This window comes from Bernardetia sp. Wsw4-3y2 (assembly GCF_037126295.1).
In the GTDB taxonomy this organism is placed as follows: domain Bacteria; phylum Bacteroidota; class Bacteroidia; order Cytophagales; family Bernardetiaceae; genus Bernardetia.
On sequence record NZ_CP147017.1, the window covers coordinates 4,358,911 to 4,375,503 of the forward strand.

The following is a 16,593-nucleotide window of genomic DNA, read 5'->3' on the forward strand; positions in this document are numbered from 1 at the left end:
GTTTCAAAACCTATACAGATTTACAATAACTCAAGCTCTATCTTCCATAATAAAAGATAGAGGTATCTAAGCTTTGATTAGGGAAATAGTATCCTAAAATAATAGTCTTTAACTATCTCCCTTTTCAAGACCCTGTTCAATTTTCTCTGCCTCGTTTTTATGATAATTAGATTTACTCATATTATCTAGGTCTCCATATAGTTTTTTTAGAGAGAGATGCCATCCTTCTACAGTTTTTAAGTCAATTTTATGAATATCTTTAGTTTTATTTTTGTTCAAATCATAAATCTTTAATGCTTCTTCATACTTTTCAATCACTAAAACAGTAGGTTTCCCTTTGTAGTATAGTAGATATCCCATATTTGCTATACCTTGGGCAACTAGCTCCCATTTAGATTTAATTTTAGCATCTTCTATTGCTTCTACTAATATTTTTTCAGCATAATTTATTCTAGATTTATCAAAATCTACAATGCACATAGACAAGGTAACACCAACATTATGCATGTTATGTATTATACTCTCTTTTTTAAAATATTCATAAGCTTCTTCTGCATATTTTAATGCGTTTAATTTATCCTGCTCATTTTTCAAAGGTTGCTTTTTATAATATACTCTAAAGGCATCACATAATGCAGCCTTTACCTCTGCTACTTTTACCTCTCCTATTTGTTCTGACATTCCTAGTGCTAGATCTAGATATTCAAGACTTAACTTATGATACTCACGGTTTTTTAGTAACCAACCAATATCTCTATAAATATCAATAATCTTATGCACACTATTGTCTGATAAAATAACTGTATCTCCCAGAATGGTTTTCAACTTCTTTACTATGGGTAGATATATTTGGTACACTTCCTTTGATTGATGAAGATAACTATTAGTCTTAGAGATTACTTTATGTAAACCTTCTATCATGATTGTAACATTAATCATAGTGTTAATATCAGCAGAAGCCTTATTTCGTACAATCTCAGCCAATAACGCATGTAAACGAAAACCATTTTCTTTACTAGTACTAGCCATATTTAACCATCCTTTTTTATGCAGTTTTTGAGAAATATGTTGCCAATAATCACTTGTTTCGCCCAATAAACTTTCCCATAGTAAACTGTCAATTATCTCATCAGGAATCACGCTATATTGTTGCAGTAAATAAATTTCATCTTTATCCAATCCATCTAAAGGAAAAATCTCTAATAAATAAGAAAAAAGATGCTCTATATTTTTTTGTTTGTTGTGCTGTATTTCTATATCAGCATAAGGTGAAATATCTAATCCTTTATCTGCTAAAATTTGATTGAGTTTTTCTAAATCCCATCCTAAATAATTTGTATTTTTGGCTACTAGTTCTATTGCCAATACATGATAGTTCAATCTACTAACAATTTTTTCAATAATCTCGGTATCTTCTGAGGATGATTGTATAACTTCTTTGTCAGAGTAATAACGTGCAAAGATATGTTGAGCATCTTCTGGTGTAAGCTCAAATAGTTCATATGTTGAGGTGTTTCGTATGTTTTCACGACTTGTAGTGATAACTAGCCACCCTCCTTTAACTAATCTATTAAGAATTTGAGTATCGTTTGTAGGAACATCATCAATTACCAATAATTTTGTAGCTTGTTCTTTTTTATCATCTGTTTGTAGGTTCAATAGTGTGTTTTCTATAAGCTCTAGTATGTTTTTATTTTGGTCTTTATTTTTTGGAATACTATCAATTTTTTTAGTCAATTCAAGATTATCTAATAAAGCGTAATGTTGTAGTGTGCTAAAGATATCTATTTGTCCTTCAAGAAATATAGCGAAATCAAAGTCTGTGTGCTTACGAATGAAATATTCTCTAACTAAAGCTGATTTACCTACACCACCAATTCCTTTTACACTCACAACGTGTGTATGATGGTTTTCAAAAAGATTTTCATTAAGTTTTTGTAATTCTTTTTCTCTGCCTTCGAATATATCTTGAGTAGGAAGAGAAGCTAGACAGTACTTGGTATGTTTTATAGCTTTAGAAGTACTATAAATTGAATAGGGGTCTGCACCATTTCGTTGTACAAGTTCTTGTATATGAGCGATCCCTTTGGTCTTCAAAAATGATTCTGTTTTTTGTGACGATTGTATAACTGTATTTTCTGAAGCTAAATAAAAATACATTTTCTCAGTATATAAAATGGCATCTTCAATTTTCAGGAAGCCATTAAAGCCAATTGCATAATCTATTTTCTCAGTTATCTTTTGTGCAAAATCAAGAGAATCACAAGCAGAAAGAATCACAATCTTAATATTTAGATAGTACTGATGTAAAAATTTTGTAAGATTTTTATAAGATATATTTTCTGCTTCTTCCTTGTCTTCTTCAAAAACAAAGGATAGTTTACTACCATGTCCTACAAGATGTAAAATATCAGGTTTAAATTTTTCTACAGCTTCTGCAAAATTGCTAAAACTTGATGCCATAGCTGTTTCAATCTCAAATAAACTGCTTTTTTCAGCCCTAGATAGACCATTTTGAATAGCACTTAAAAATTTTTCTGTCCTTATTTTACTATCAGAAAGATTTACTGGATCTGATGTTACTATAAGAATTTTAATTTTATCTTGCATGAAATATTATTTAGGATGTTAAGGCAATGTAATCCATTTTTTTTACTTTAGCTATCAACTCATCAATTTTATCAGGTGGTGTTCCATATGGAATTACTATCTCTTGTCCAGATTTTGGTTTAAGAGTAACATTAGCACTTTCAATTTTAGCTTCTATTTCATTTCTAGCTATTTCAATTTTAGCTTCTATTTCATTTCTAGCTATTTCAATTTTAGCTTCTATTTCTATTTTAGCTATTTTAATTTTACCCTCTGTTTCTATTTTAGCTATTTTAATTTTACCCTCTGTTTCTATTTTAGCTATTTTAATTTTACCCTCTGTTTCTATTTTCTTTTTCCATATACCAAATAACGCAACTATTATAGCTGTTATTACACTAATACCACCTCCAATTAATGCAAGCAAGATAGCATCTGCTATTAATGTTCCTTTTGGCTTTGGTTGTAACTCATATTCAACATCTGTAATTTCCCCTTGTGCTACTAAATACTCAAATAGTTCTTTAGCACTTAGTTCTTCTGCAATTATCTGTACTTGTTCCATATTTATCGCTTATGTTTTTAGTGTTTTAAATATCTTATTATTATTTTCATTTACTAAAATTTTCAAATGAAACCTATAAAAAGAAATTTTTTTGTCTGTAATAGTACTTAATTTTTCAGAATTTTCAAAAGAAAAAATAATTATCTTAAAAATCAATATTTTGGTGGTGGAATGAGTCGTTATGGTAGGTATTGATATTTTTTTGATGGGTTTATTTGAATAAAAGAATTTTAGAAAAAGGAACAATCAAAAACTTTTGTCCTTGTCCTTCACTAATAATTCTTTCTGAAGCAACACCTTGATTTACAAGTAGTGTTTTAATATAATCCGAACGACGTACTGAAAGCTCTAAGTTTAAATCTGCCCTACCTTCTGAATCAATAGTGCTGCATAAATTTGTATTGTACATTATGGTAGCTTAAACTCTCTGTATACTTTATGAAAAGGTATTATCTTAAAATTTACCAATCTAACTCTCTAAATTCTGAATCTAACTTTGGGTTAGGTTTTTTCTCATCAATTATTTTTTCAAACTTCTTTAGCTCTTCTTCAAATTTTTGTTTCATATCATCTCTAAATAAATAATTATTCCCATTGCAATAGTCAAATGCAATATCTCTAAGAAAAGATTGTGCTTCTTCATTATCAAAACAAAGAGATAATGCCTCTTCTTTTCTATCTAATAAATTATAGTTATAACACTCATTTATATCTTTACCTTCATAACCCCCATCATTAAGGCAAACTAAAAAGCCTAGAGTATTAAACAGCTTTATGTAACAAAACAGAGTTTTATTTTTTCTATCGCTTTGCAAGATAATAGTATGACTTATGCCTAAACTATCAGTATTCAAGCTACTAGGATAGTAAAGAGCTACAGGTCTAAATTCGTAATCCACAGGTTTGTCCAAATAAGGGATAAAACCTTGTATATCTGTTCTACAACCTCCTTTAGACATAAAAAAGCCTACTGCTATTTTAGCTACACCTTTATAAGCATCTTCACACCAAGGATATCCTATTTTTCCAGTAGATGAATCATATATTAGCTGAGGAGTTGATTTTATATTAATATCAGGAAAGTCTTTTTTTATGCGACCTTGCATAGCTTCTCTTTCTTGTTTACTTTTTACTTCTATGGAGAAATCAGGCAGTCCATCAGCATTTAGTGGTATAGCTGGAGCTCCCTTCAGGACTTTCGTTCGATTTCCATCAATATCTACCCTATCTATGCTTCCATCTTTATACTCTACTTTAAGAGGTCTAGCATCTTTTCTATCTCTATCTGTATTAGATAGATATACAAAAGACTCGCAACATTCATTTAATGCTTTATCTATACCAATACCGTACTTACCTCCACAATAATTACATAAAATACCTGTAGAAACTAATTTACCTCCTATACCATTTGGAATAATATGCTCTCCATGATCATGCTTTTTTTCTTTTTGCATTTCAATATCAACCTCTTCTTTTGGAAGAAGCTCTCTAATACAAGAATAACAGTATTTTTTCATAAAAATTAGTTTGATGTTAGATTAAGTTACGCATAGTAGATAGAAATGTTTTCTAAAAAAAAGAGCTTGTAAATAATCAGACTGCTAAATTCATATTTTTTATTTAAATTAGAGATACTATTTGCATAAACATACTCTTAATATTATATGGTTACCATACAAGATATAGATTTTGACAAACTATTACCTTATGAAGGAAAAACAGCAAATTGCTTTGAGCAATTATGTTATCAGATTGCAGCTCAAGAGTATGGACACTTAGGATCATTAAGTGCCATTGATGGAAGTGGGGGAGATGGTGGAGTAGAGTTTTATTTAGAATTAGAAAATGGAGAAGTTTGGGGATGGCAGTGTAAATATTTTGGAGATAATGGAAGGTTGAATACTAGTAGTCGAAAAAAACAGATTAGTGACTCGCTAGAAACTGCTTGTAGAAATTATCCTAATCTTACAAAATGGATACTCTGTCTAAAAACAGACCTGACACATAAGAATGTTTCTAAAAAAGGAGACATTCGAGATGGTGAGATGGATTGGTTTAAAGATGAGCTACCTAAGAGCATCCCACAAGAACAAAAAGTAAAATTAGAACCTTGGGGAAAGGCAGAATTACTATTATTTTTACAAAAACCTCAAAATACAGGCATTAGAAACTTCTTCTTTGGAAATCTTAATTTAAACCAAGATTGGTTCAAGAAAAAATTTTATGAGAATTTTGAAAAAGTAAAAGATAAGTATGATACGGATTTACATACAATAGATAAATATACAAAATCAATAATAGACCTTTCATTATTCAATATATCGTACCTTGAAGTACTGAGTGATTTTCAAAAAGAATTGATTCGAAGACAAGACGAAATAGAAAATTCTATATATCTGTTCATGAATGAAGTAATGATTAGTGATAAGGAAAATCAACTTCGCTCTAATTATGGTTATACATGCCTTAACTTTAATAAATATATTTTAATTGCACTAGAAAAAATTGAAATTATAAAAAACTCTATTATCAACTACAAAGAGAAAGAACTAGATCAATTAAGCTTGGAGGTTTTGATAAAAAATATGGTTGATTACCTAAAAACAGTTGATTATTCTGTGTTTAAGGATAAATATATATATCAAGAAACAATTAATATTCATTCTCTTTTATCAGATTTCATTAGAAGTTATGAACGTTTTTTTTACAACTATTTTAGTGGGAATAAGAAGAATCATTTTATTCATTTTATAGCAGACGCAGGTAAAGGAAAAACACATCTATCTTGTGATATAGCATACAGTAAAATTAACAATAATGAACCTGCTGTTTTTATTACTGGAGACAAATTTTCTAATAAAAACTTAATATCTGAAGCAATAAGAGATATACTTGATATCAACACACAATTTACATTTGAAGATTTCTTATCAGCCATCAATGTTTATGGAGGAATCATAAAGAAAAAAGTTCCGATTATAATTGATGGTTTAAATGAAACTAGAAATAATAGTCATTTTTCAGATATTTGGGAAAAAGACCTTAACTCGTTTATAGTGAAGATAAAAAGTTACAACAATTTATTTCTTATCACTACTTGTAGAACATCTTATAAAGAAAGGATTTGGGAAGCATCTCAAGAAAATTTTATTCGTATAAATGGGTTTAGTAATGATGTTACAATAAAAAAGGCTGTAGAAAACTACTTTCTCAAATACAAAATAAAGTCTGACATATCTAATTCTACTCTAGAAAAATTTAGCGACCCTATATTTTTAAAAATATTTTGTGAGATAAAAAATCCAAAAAGACAAGTAGATAAATGGCTGGATGTCAATATTGAAGAAGAATCAAGATTCGATATTTTTGACAAATATCTAAAACAGGTCAATAGTAGGGTAATCCAAAGTCATACTTTTTTTAGACGTAATGAAGACTTCATAGTGAAAAGCCTTCTCAAAATAGCAACTTATTTATGGGAGAACGACATGAGAGGAGTGCCTATAGATGATTTTTATGATATTGTAGATAATGGGCAGCCTTATGATAAGAATACTTCTAGAGCTGAGGTACTCATTAATGAAGGATTGCTCGTAAATCAAGATAACAGAATAAAAGAAGAAAGTATAGGCTTTACTTATGATACCATGGCTGGGTATCTTATTGCTAAAAAATTAGTGAATGAACAAAAGTTAGATTATTTCATAACTCCTGATTTTGTTAATAAAATAGAGTTAGAAGCTCAGAGACATGCCTTTTTTGATGATATTGTTCCTTCTTTAGCTATTCTTCTTAGAAAAGAACAGAATAGCTCATTCCATGAACTAATAGGCAAAAGAAAAAATATAAAGTTTAAGTACTGTTTTAGCCAATCAATTATATCTTTATTTAAACTTCCAGCTGATAAAATCAAAGATATCGACAAAACAACTGTAGAGGATTTGTTTAATAAAGATGATAATAACAAAAAGGTTTTTTTTGCTTTATTTTTACAGACAGTAGATTCTATTGATCACCCTCTAAACATCAATTTTCTTTCGGATTTGCTTTATAAAATGACGATAAGTACAAGAGATTTAACTTGGACTGAATACGTAAGAAAAGAGATATTTTATATCGATGAGATTATACAAAAGTTTGAAGAAGAATGTAAATCAGTTAATAATCAAATTACTGAGCAGAAGCAACATCTTAGATCTTATCTAGTAATGTGGTGTTTATCAAGTACAAACAGACCCTTACGAGATAAAGCTACTAGAGCTTTATATTATTATGGAAGAAAATATCCACAAAAATTTAGCGATTTAGTACTTTACTCTTTAAAAATTAACGACCCTTATATTTGGGAAAGAACTCTTGCTTCATTATATGGTGTTGCTATGGCAGAACACACCTCTTTATATATGAACCATAAGGATTATTTACCATCTATTGGTAAAAGTATTTATGACCATGTTTTTTCAGAGACAGCTTCTTACTCTATGACACATATACTTGCTAGGGATTATGCTAGACAGATAATTGAGGTTTGTTTAATTTATTACCCTAATTTATTAAAAGAGTGTGAGATTAAAAACATAAGACCTCCTTATACATTTGGTGGTATTAGAGAGCTTGGTGAAGTAGAATATGATAAAATAGGCTTTCATAGCTCAAGCCCTATACAAATGGATTTTAACAATTACACCTTAGGGAGCATTGTAAAAGGTGGACATTCTTATTCAGATCCACCTGAGAAGCAAAAAGTAAGAAGGCAAGCATATTGGCGAATTTATAATTTGGGTTGGACTGAAAAAGAATTTGGGGAAGTAGATGGAGAAATAGAGGATGAAGGTTATTATGAAGAAAGTAGTGAAACAAAGACTGAGAGATATGGTAAAAAATACTCTTGGATTGCTTATTTTGAAAATGCTGGTTTACGAGATGATTTGAATTTGTTAGAAAAAGATGAACAAGATGCTAGATTTCCATACGCAGATATAGATCCGAGTTTTCCAGAAACTAGCAAGTCTGAAAATTTTATTAAAGATGACTTCTTAGAAGACAGAGAAATGCCACTAAAAGAATGGTATGCACAAACAACAATTCCAGTCAATATAGAAAAATCTCTTCAATTTAAAGACGTAAATAATAACGAATGGGTATGTTTGGATGGGCATATTAGTCAGCGAGATAACTCTTCAGAAAGAGAGATATTTAGCTTTACTAGAAGTTTTCTAGTGAAAAATAAAGATTATAATGAATTTGTTGATAAATTAAGTAAGCAATATCTTGGAGGGCGTTGGTTGCCTGAGGTTATAGAAAACTACTATACTTATGCTGGAGAAATGTATCTCTTTGGGAATGTGGTAAGTAATAGTACGACATTAAGTTTTACTATAAAAACAAGTGAAAAAATTATTAAGAGAGGTGAAGAAGGGTATTATCCTAAACCATCATTTAATCTTGAAGGTGATACACTTCAAATTCATAACGAATATCCTGAGGAGATGAGAATAGAGTTTGATGAAACTGTAGATTTTGAAGTACTAATGCCTGTAATGCAATATAATTGGGAGAATCATCACTCTATTTTGAATAAAGCAGGTCATACTAATTTGGTATCAAAAGAATTAGCTGAACATTTAGAATTAGTTGGTCAAGCACAGTCATTTGATTTATTGGATAAGGCTGGAGTATTAGCATCTAAAAATATACATTATTCTGATAAAAAAGATACTCATAATTTTACCTATATACGCAAAGATTTGATAGATAAATTTACTAAAAAGCATAAAATGAAGCTTGTTCAAGTCATTTGGGGTGAAAGAAATGTGCGATTTCAGACAGACGAAGCAAGAGAAGAGTTTTTTGAAGAAAACTCATTTGAGAGAAATTATCAAGTTTTTCAAAAAGTCATAACAGGATAAAATGTTTACACTTAAACATTATAAAGTCTTTATATAATGCAAATGTTCATGTTTCACAGAATGGGTACAATGAACACTATGGTTTTTATACTCCCACAGGATGGGCAGCAATGCATGTTTATGGGAATCCAAATGTATTGTTTGTTTAATTATATAAATATAATAGATTGTTTTATTATTAATAATTTTTAACAAAAATATCAAAAACTTAATTTTACAACTCACTAAAAGTCAATCACTTAAAAATTAATTAACTTTTTTTACGCAAATCGTGTCATATTTTGGTGTTTTTTGACATTAAGGAGAAAGGAGAAGTTTATGAATAATATTTTTCTTCTTTATTGGCAAAAAACATAGATATACTTGATAAATCATGTGATATTTTGACGAAAACACCCTAAAAAAATGAAAGCTCAACTATTTATAGAAAAACTCTCTCAGAGTAATACAAATTATTTGACTCCAGAGCAGGCTATTAGTCAAGCTAATTCTCTTGACTTATTATCAAAAGACATTTATACTGATGAGAAAAGATTCGTTTATGAACTTTTGCAAAATGCTGATGATGCGAGTAGTGCAAGTGGTGAACTTGATATTAATATAGATTTTATCGATGACTACATTATTGTATCTCATAAAGGAGAACCATTCTCAGAAATTGATATCGAAAGTATATCAAGTGCTGGAGATGGAACAAAATCAGAAGACAACAATAAGACTGGATTCAAAGGAATTGGTTTTAAGTCTGTTTTTTCTCACTCAAATTTTGTGATGATTAAAAGTGGAGAGTTTTGTTTTAAATTTGATAAACAACACTGGGATAACCACTGGAATAAGTCTTGGAGTGTTCACAGCGAATGGCAAGAAGAAAGAAAATTCAAAAAGAAAGATACAAATCTAAAAATGCCTTGGCAAATCATTCCACTTTGGGCAGATTTACCAAAAGAGCTACAAAACCTATCTATTTTTCAAGAATATAGCGTATCGACAATTATACGTTACACCAACATAGAATTATTAAAAAATGCTTTAAATGATTTATTTTCACAAAGTCAGATCGCATTATTCTTACGTAGCAAGAAGGTTATGATTTCTATCAATACTGATAAAAAAACTATACTTGAAAAAGATATAATAGGAGAGGTTACTACCTTAAAACTAAATGGAAAAAAACTTAGTGATTGGTTGATTAAAACTGAACAGTTTTCAATACCAAAAGATGTGCGAGTTAAAATAAACAGCGATGATAAATCACCAAAAAAACTAAAAGAAGCACAAAAAACAGAAATTTCTTTTGCACTACAAATTGAAAACGGCACATTAAAAAGTATTGATAAAGCAAACAGGTTAATATTTACTTACTTACCAACGTCTATAAATTACGACTTACCTTTTTTGGTAAATGCAAGTTTTTTAACAGATGCAGGAAGGGAACATTTACATCAAGACACATTTTGGAATCAATGGCTTTTTGAGCAAATTCCAATTAAATTTCTTTCTTGGGTGGCTACACTTGCTCATAAAAATAGTAAATATAAAAAACAGGTTCTAACGATTTTACCACATCAGCTTGGTAGTTCATTATTAGAACAAAGTTTTAACAAAGGTTTTAGTACTGCTCTCCAAAGTACAGCCTTTATTCCAAATATAAATGGAGATTTATTAAAAGTAAAAGAAGCTGTATTAGACAAAACTGATATTTCGGAGTGTATTAATCCTCAAACAGTTGTCAATTATCTTAATCATAGGAAAAACACAAGTTTTTCTATATCTTCTTTTGTACCTTATCTTGAGCCAATTTCCGTTTTAAGTAAGTTAGGCGTTGAAATGTTTAGTATAGATGATTTGACAGACTTTTTTAATTCATCAATTTTTAAAGAAGAACACAAAGTAAGTGAGAACTTTAAGTTAATTTCTTTCCTATATGAGAAAGTCCAAAATAGTCATGGAACTGACAGAGATAATATTTGGAATAAAACACTAGAACAAACTAATTTTATTTTTGATGAAAAGGAGGAGCTAAGAAAGCCTGTCCATATTTATTTTCCTGCTGTTGAGTTTTCAAGTGAGTTTTCGGCAGACATGAGTATCATCCACGAAAGTGTTGTTTCTCAAATCAATGCTGATGCAAATATTAAGAAGTGGATTGAGCAATTAGGTGTTAAAGAGCCTTCAGACTTGAGTTTTATAGAAAATACAATCATTGCACAAGATGATTTTGTAACTGAAAAAAATAGTCTTAAAGTAGTTAAGTATATATTTAATGCTCATAAAAAAGGGTTATTAAAGCAATGGCATTATGATAAATTGCAGAGTCTAAAATTATTGACAAAGAAAAAAACATTAATTCCTGCTAGTAGTGCGTACCTATCTGATTTTTATGATCCTGAATTAAAGCTAGAGAATGACTACCAACATGATTTTTATGTTTCAGAAGATTACTTTGAAGGCAGAGATTTGAAAAGTGAGTGGAAAACGTTTTTCATTAAAATTAAAGTAAATGAAGATATCTCAATTGTTAATCTTAAAAGTAATAAAGAGGATCTAGTTCATGTACACCAGTTTGCAATTAATTATTTTTATGATTATGAAAACCCTAAGGGTTATCCAAATTGGCGTTTTTATGAGTATAAACTTACAAAAATTACGTTCATTGAGCTTACTCAAAATTACACCTTTGCTGCTATCTTTTGGAAAAAAGTTTTTAGTAAATATTCGCCAAACCAAATTAATATACAAGCAAGAGGTTTTTGGGGGTTTGAAGGTTCTTCTGGAGCAAGAACAGGAAATGCTTTACCAAGTTATTCTGAGTGGTTTATTGAAGACTATAATTGTATCCCAACAAACCAGAAGACTTGTTTACGAGCGTCAAAAGTTTATAGTAATTCAATACCAAATATTTCAATTTTGGCAGGTAAGTACTTGCCTGTATTTACCTCTGAAGTAACAGTTCCTTCTGATTGGCAGCAATATCTAAAAATTAAAGATAAATTAGAGCTAGATGATTACTTACAAATTCTTTCTAAAATTTGGAAAGATACAAAAGCTGATAAAGCAGAAAATCAAGACCGTATAAAATTAATTTATGATACTCTAGCCTCAATGAGCTTACATAGTGATGATCAAGAGGAGATAAAAGAATGGAGTAAATCAAATAAAATACTTGCTAGAGATGGTAATTTCTATCCACCTCACGAACTGCAATTAGTTTCTATCAAAGGATTTAAAAGTGATAAGTTAGTTTATCCACAAACAGAAGATACTAAAACTATCGATTTTTTGAGTCTTTTAGGTGTTAAAATTATTGATAAGGTTATTCCTATTATTTCTAATAGTAAAGTTGAATTAACAGACCTCAAAAAGAAACTACAACATATTTCACCTTTAATTACATTGGTGTCTGTAGTGAAATCAAAAAATCGTAAAGAATGGAAGAGCGAGTATGAAGCAATAACTCAAAAACTTTCAACTATTCGTTTTTTTGAAACCACCGCAATTTCTTTGTCCTATGGAGATGAAGGTGATATTCAAAAACGCAGCTCTTGGGCAGAAGGTGATATATTTTACTATGTTGGAAGATGGAGTAGTTCTAGAGTCTTAGATAGCTTAGTAGAACTATTGGTTACATTTTTAGGTATTCGATATACAGAACGTATTTTGATGGTATTACTGATTGAATCCTTCAATGAAGGACTTGAATACCTTAAAGAGCAAGGATTTGATACTTCATTGATTCCTGATGAGATTTTAAATCCATCAACACCTGAATTTGAAAATCTTCCTACAAGATCTACATCAAAAATTTCAGAAGAAGACTTGAAAAAGAAGGGAGAATTAGAAGTATTCAAAAAGCTAAAAGAAATATATTCAGAAAAATACAATCAAAGTGTATTAGAAGAAACCAAAGAAGGATTCAAAGTAGGTGCTGATGTAGAAGTCATTTGGAGAAATATCAATGAAGATACTACATTCAATCACGATTTTAAAGTTATGGAGTCAAATAAAAATACTTTTATACGTAGCAAAACAACAAATAACAGTAAGACTAATCAAAATATTTCCTTACACGGAAACGAATTAGACTTAATGGAAAAAGCAAATACATTTCTTATTGCTAGAGTCTATGAAGTATCAAGTGAAAAACCTAGTATTGAATTTATGAGGTTACAAGAGTACGCAATTAGTGAGAGAAACTAGAGAAAAAATCAACTAATTTATACCAAAACCACCAACCCAAAAAAAGTTAGTGTTTTTTTACATCAAAAAATAATTTGCGTAGCACTTCACAAATTCGTTACTTGTTAGTTTACTATATAGACACATTATTATTTAATCCACCTATGCCTGAAAAAGAAGTAGACGCAAACCAACTCATTGTTGAATTATTAAAAATGAATCAAACTCTGTTAAGAACTAGTCTTGAGTTACAAGTCCGTATTCTCACGAAACTAGAAGGTAAAAGCTCTATTGAGTTTAATAAAGAACTTCAAGACATTGTGGCTGTTCATAAGGAATTTACGCAGAATGAAACTTTGGTTCTTTATGATTTTTTGAAAAAATAATTGGTATATTTAGTTTCTTTCTGACTAACAAACCTCACTAATTTACACCCAATGAAAAAATACCTTATCACTTTCATTATTGTACTAGCAATTACAACTGCTTGTTTTGGTTATCAAAAATCTATCAGTATTCCTGTCTTAGAGTTTGTTATTCATGGCAACACAACCATTTTTTTAGATGATAAATTTTACGATATAATAAAAGAAACTACTATCATATCAAACGCACCGATAGGGCATTACGAAATGGATTATGAAGAGTTTGATGTAGATGAGCCTAATACGACTGTTGTTATAATTTATAAGTAAATGAGTTTTTGAAAAAGCAGTTGGAATTTACGCAGGGGCTTTTGGAGAAGGCTATGGGGAAGTAAATATTAATTTTCAAAAGAGTACAAGTCTGTACTATTGATTTGTTTTTAATACTTTAATTAACAGCGTATTTAAAAATGTATGAACGACTAGAAGATATAAGTAGCTTGTTTAGAGTAAAGAAACTCTTTAATTCAAAGAATTGGGCGACAAAAGAAAGTTCTGATTATAAAAAGCCAACACGTTTTGATAGATTTTGTACAAGGATTGCTACTCTAAAACAAAAACAACAAATAGATTTTTTTCTAGAGCTTTCGGAGGACATACGCATTATAGATGCTAAAGAGTTTGAAGAGCTGATTTGTTACTCAATAATGAATTTTCTAGAAAAGGTAGATGTATCAGATGCCAGTAATATTTACATTTATCCTTTAATTAGTCCCTTTGCAAAAGTTGGAGATAAATACTATGAAATACGTTCAGGTTCTAAAAGCTCTGAGTATTTACATGGAGCCTTAAAGAGATTTGATTGTTCATTTATTAGTGATAAGGTTTCATTAGAGATTGAAGATAACTTTAAAGTAATTATGAGCAAGTTTGATAATACTAAAGATTTCTTACTTCTAATAGATGATTTTATAGGCTCTGGAGACACAGCAATTAAAACTTGTAGAGAGATAATTAGTTATTTTCAAGACCCAAAAAATGCAATAGCAAATAATAAAAAGATACTGGACAAAAATATCAAAATAGTTTGTATTGCTGCTCAAGAACAAGGTTTAAAATTTATTCAAGATGAAATAGGTATAGTAACCTTTGCTGATATAGTTTTAAAAAAAGGAATAAGTGACAAATATGAAGGGGAAAATTTAGATATAAAACTTGAATTAATGAAAGATATGGAACTTGCATTGAAAGTTCCTAATAGTTATGCTATGGGATATAAAAAAACTGAGTCATTAATCGTTTTGGCACATCGTCCTCCAAATAATACTTTCCCTGTATACTGGTGGGAAACTAATGAAAAACCAGCTCCTTTTCCTAGATATTCATTATACTTAAAAAAATGAACAACGATATACAAATTATAATCTTAAAAATAATTAAATTCAATGGAGATCTAAATCCTCTTTTAGAGCTTGGTTATTCTTATACACAAATACTAGAACTGCTCTTAAATGAGGTAGAAAAAGGTAATGCCATTGAAAAAGATGATAAGATTTTTATTACTTCTCAAGGTGAGAATAATATTAAGGAAATAATCGATAAACAAGGTAGAAAAGGAATTAATAAATGGATAGAGCCAGAAATTGCTAGTCAAATAGATAAAATAGATATAGATTTTGTATATTTACCTTCACAAAGAGAGTTATTCTTTTAGCTTATTTGAAAGATATTCCAACTTCGGTTGGCGAAATGATGAGTCATCATTGCGTAAGTGAATATTATTTCAAGCTGAAGCAGTTATCAAGATTTCTTTTCACTTGGGGTGAAGAAATCTTGATAACTGCTTTATTCCTAATTTGGGTGTGAGGTTTTATTCTTTACACCCAATTAAAGATATTTACTAGTAATGAATTTTGAAGAATACAAAAAGATTTTTGTAGAAAAAGCAAAGGAAAATAATTACTCAGAAACTGATATAAGTAGATGCCTTTCCTATTCAGAAAAGTTATTTGCTAATCAAGTGCCTGTTATTTATAATACAACTCATTTTTCTGGACTTGTAGGTTATCGCAAAAGTTATCTAAAAAGAGTAAGTCGTCACAGCTCTTCAATTCCTTATTTTTATAGACGATTTAGTATTCCTAAAAAAAATGGTGCAGGTCGTATAATCCACGAGCCTTTACCTAGCTTAAAAGAAATTCAATTTTGGATATTAAAAAACATCCTTGAAAATGTTCAAGTTAGTGTATATGCTACTGCATATTTACGAGGTGTTAGTATTCTACAAAATGTAAAAATTCACTCTAAAAAGAAACTTGTTATATCTATTGATTTAGAGAATTTTTTTGATTCTATACGTCTTGAAAGCGTAGAAGCAATATTCAAAAACTTAGGTTATTCTAATTTATTATCTAATTTATTTGCAAAAATATGTTGCTTATATAACAGGCTTCCTCAAGGCTCTCCAACTAGTCCGTATTTATCTAATATTTTTCTTTCTGATTTTGATAATAAAGTTGGAGAATATTGCAAAATTAATAATCTCGCATATACTAGATATGCTGATGATTTAACATTCTCTTCAAATGATGCTCGTTTTGAGTATGAAAAGTTATTACTTTTTATAGATAGTGAGGTAAATAAAGTAAGCCTGAAAATAAACCCTGCTAAAACCAAAGTACAAACTAATCAAACCCAACAAATAGTTACAGGAATTGTAGTTAACCAAAAGGCACAAGTTCCCAGAAAAAAACGAAATGATATTAGAAATGAAATGTTCTATGTCAAAAAATTTGGCTTACAAGAACACGTACAACGCAGAAATCAAAGAGATGAAACTCAAATAGACTCCTACAAATATCTCAAGCATTTATTAGGAAGAGTAAATTATGTACTAACCATCAATCCAAAAGATGAAGAGTTTATTGGATACAAGGATCATTTGTATGAGATAGAGAAGGAATATTCAGTAGAAGGTTAGCCTTAC

11 protein-coding genes are annotated in these 16,593 nt (G+C 29.6%); 7 read left to right on the top strand and 4 right to left on the bottom strand.

The features are described from left to right. Window positions 1-108: 108 nt before the first annotated feature. The 4 genes from V9L05_RS18220 to V9L05_RS18235 form a co-directional block, all read right to left on the bottom strand. The gene (locus V9L05_RS18220; RefSeq protein ID WP_338813281.1) at window positions 109-2,610 is read right to left on the bottom strand and encodes an ATP-binding protein; all 2,502 of its coding nucleotides are present in this window, start codon (window positions 2,608-2,610) and stop codon (window positions 109-111) included. Window positions 2,611-2,620: 10 nt separating this feature from the next. Then, entirely contained in the window at window positions 2,621-3,154 is a 534-nt protein-coding gene (locus V9L05_RS18225) for a hypothetical protein (RefSeq protein ID WP_338813282.1), read from the bottom strand. Window positions 3,155-3,365: 211 nt separating this feature from the next. Beyond that, complete coding sequence (locus tag V9L05_RS18230) at window positions 3,366-3,563, bottom strand: OmpA family protein (RefSeq protein ID WP_338813283.1); 198 nt, start codon at window positions 3,561-3,563, stop codon at window positions 3,366-3,368. Window positions 3,564-3,615: 52 nt separating this feature from the next. Beyond that, on the bottom strand, window positions 3,616-4,674 hold the full coding sequence (locus V9L05_RS18235; protein ID WP_338813284.1) for a hypothetical protein: 1,059 nt from the start codon (window positions 4,672-4,674) through the stop codon (window positions 3,616-3,618). Between the two features lie 147 nt (window positions 4,675-4,821). On the opposite strand from V9L05_RS18235, the gene V9L05_RS18240 reads away from it, so the two are divergent. The 7 genes from V9L05_RS18240 (at window position 4,822) to V9L05_RS18270 (ending at window position 16,587) form a co-directional block, all read left to right on the top strand. Continuing rightward, window positions 4,822-9,066 carry a hypothetical protein gene (locus V9L05_RS18240; protein WP_338813285.1) on the top strand — a complete coding sequence of 1,415 codons (4,245 nt, stop codon included), beginning with the start codon at window positions 4,822-4,824 and terminating at the stop codon, window positions 9,064-9,066. A gap of 405 nt (window positions 9,067-9,471) precedes the next feature. Next, complete coding sequence (locus V9L05_RS18245) at window positions 9,472-13,263, top strand: ATP-binding protein (RefSeq protein WP_338813286.1); 3,792 nt, start codon at window positions 9,472-9,474, stop codon at window positions 13,261-13,263. Window positions 13,264-13,406: 143 nt separating this feature from the next. Continuing rightward, on the top strand, window positions 13,407-13,628 hold the full coding sequence (locus V9L05_RS18250; RefSeq protein ID WP_338813288.1) for a hypothetical protein: 222 nt from the start codon (window positions 13,407-13,409) through the stop codon (window positions 13,626-13,628). Window positions 13,629-13,679: 51 nt separating this feature from the next. After that, window positions 13,680-13,937, top strand: a complete 258-nt coding sequence (locus V9L05_RS18255; RefSeq protein ID WP_338813290.1) for a hypothetical protein — start codon at window positions 13,680-13,682, stop codon at window positions 13,935-13,937. Between the two features lie 140 nt (window positions 13,938-14,077). Then, window positions 14,078-15,010 (top strand): hypothetical protein, encoded by a 933-nt coding sequence (locus V9L05_RS18260; RefSeq protein ID WP_338813291.1) that lies wholly within the window; start codon window positions 14,078-14,080, stop codon window positions 15,008-15,010. Beyond that, window positions 15,007-15,321, top strand: a complete 315-nt coding sequence (locus tag V9L05_RS18265) for a hypothetical protein (RefSeq protein WP_338813293.1) — start codon at window positions 15,007-15,009, stop codon at window positions 15,319-15,321. The genes V9L05_RS18260 and V9L05_RS18265 overlap by 4 nt, the downstream gene beginning before the upstream one ends. A gap of 192 nt (window positions 15,322-15,513) precedes the next feature. After that, window positions 15,514-16,587 carry a reverse transcriptase family protein gene (locus V9L05_RS18270; RefSeq protein ID WP_338813295.1) on the top strand — a complete coding sequence of 358 codons (1,074 nt, stop codon included), beginning with the start codon at window positions 15,514-15,516 and terminating at the stop codon, window positions 16,585-16,587. The last annotated feature ends 6 nt before the right edge of the window (window positions 16,588-16,593 follow it).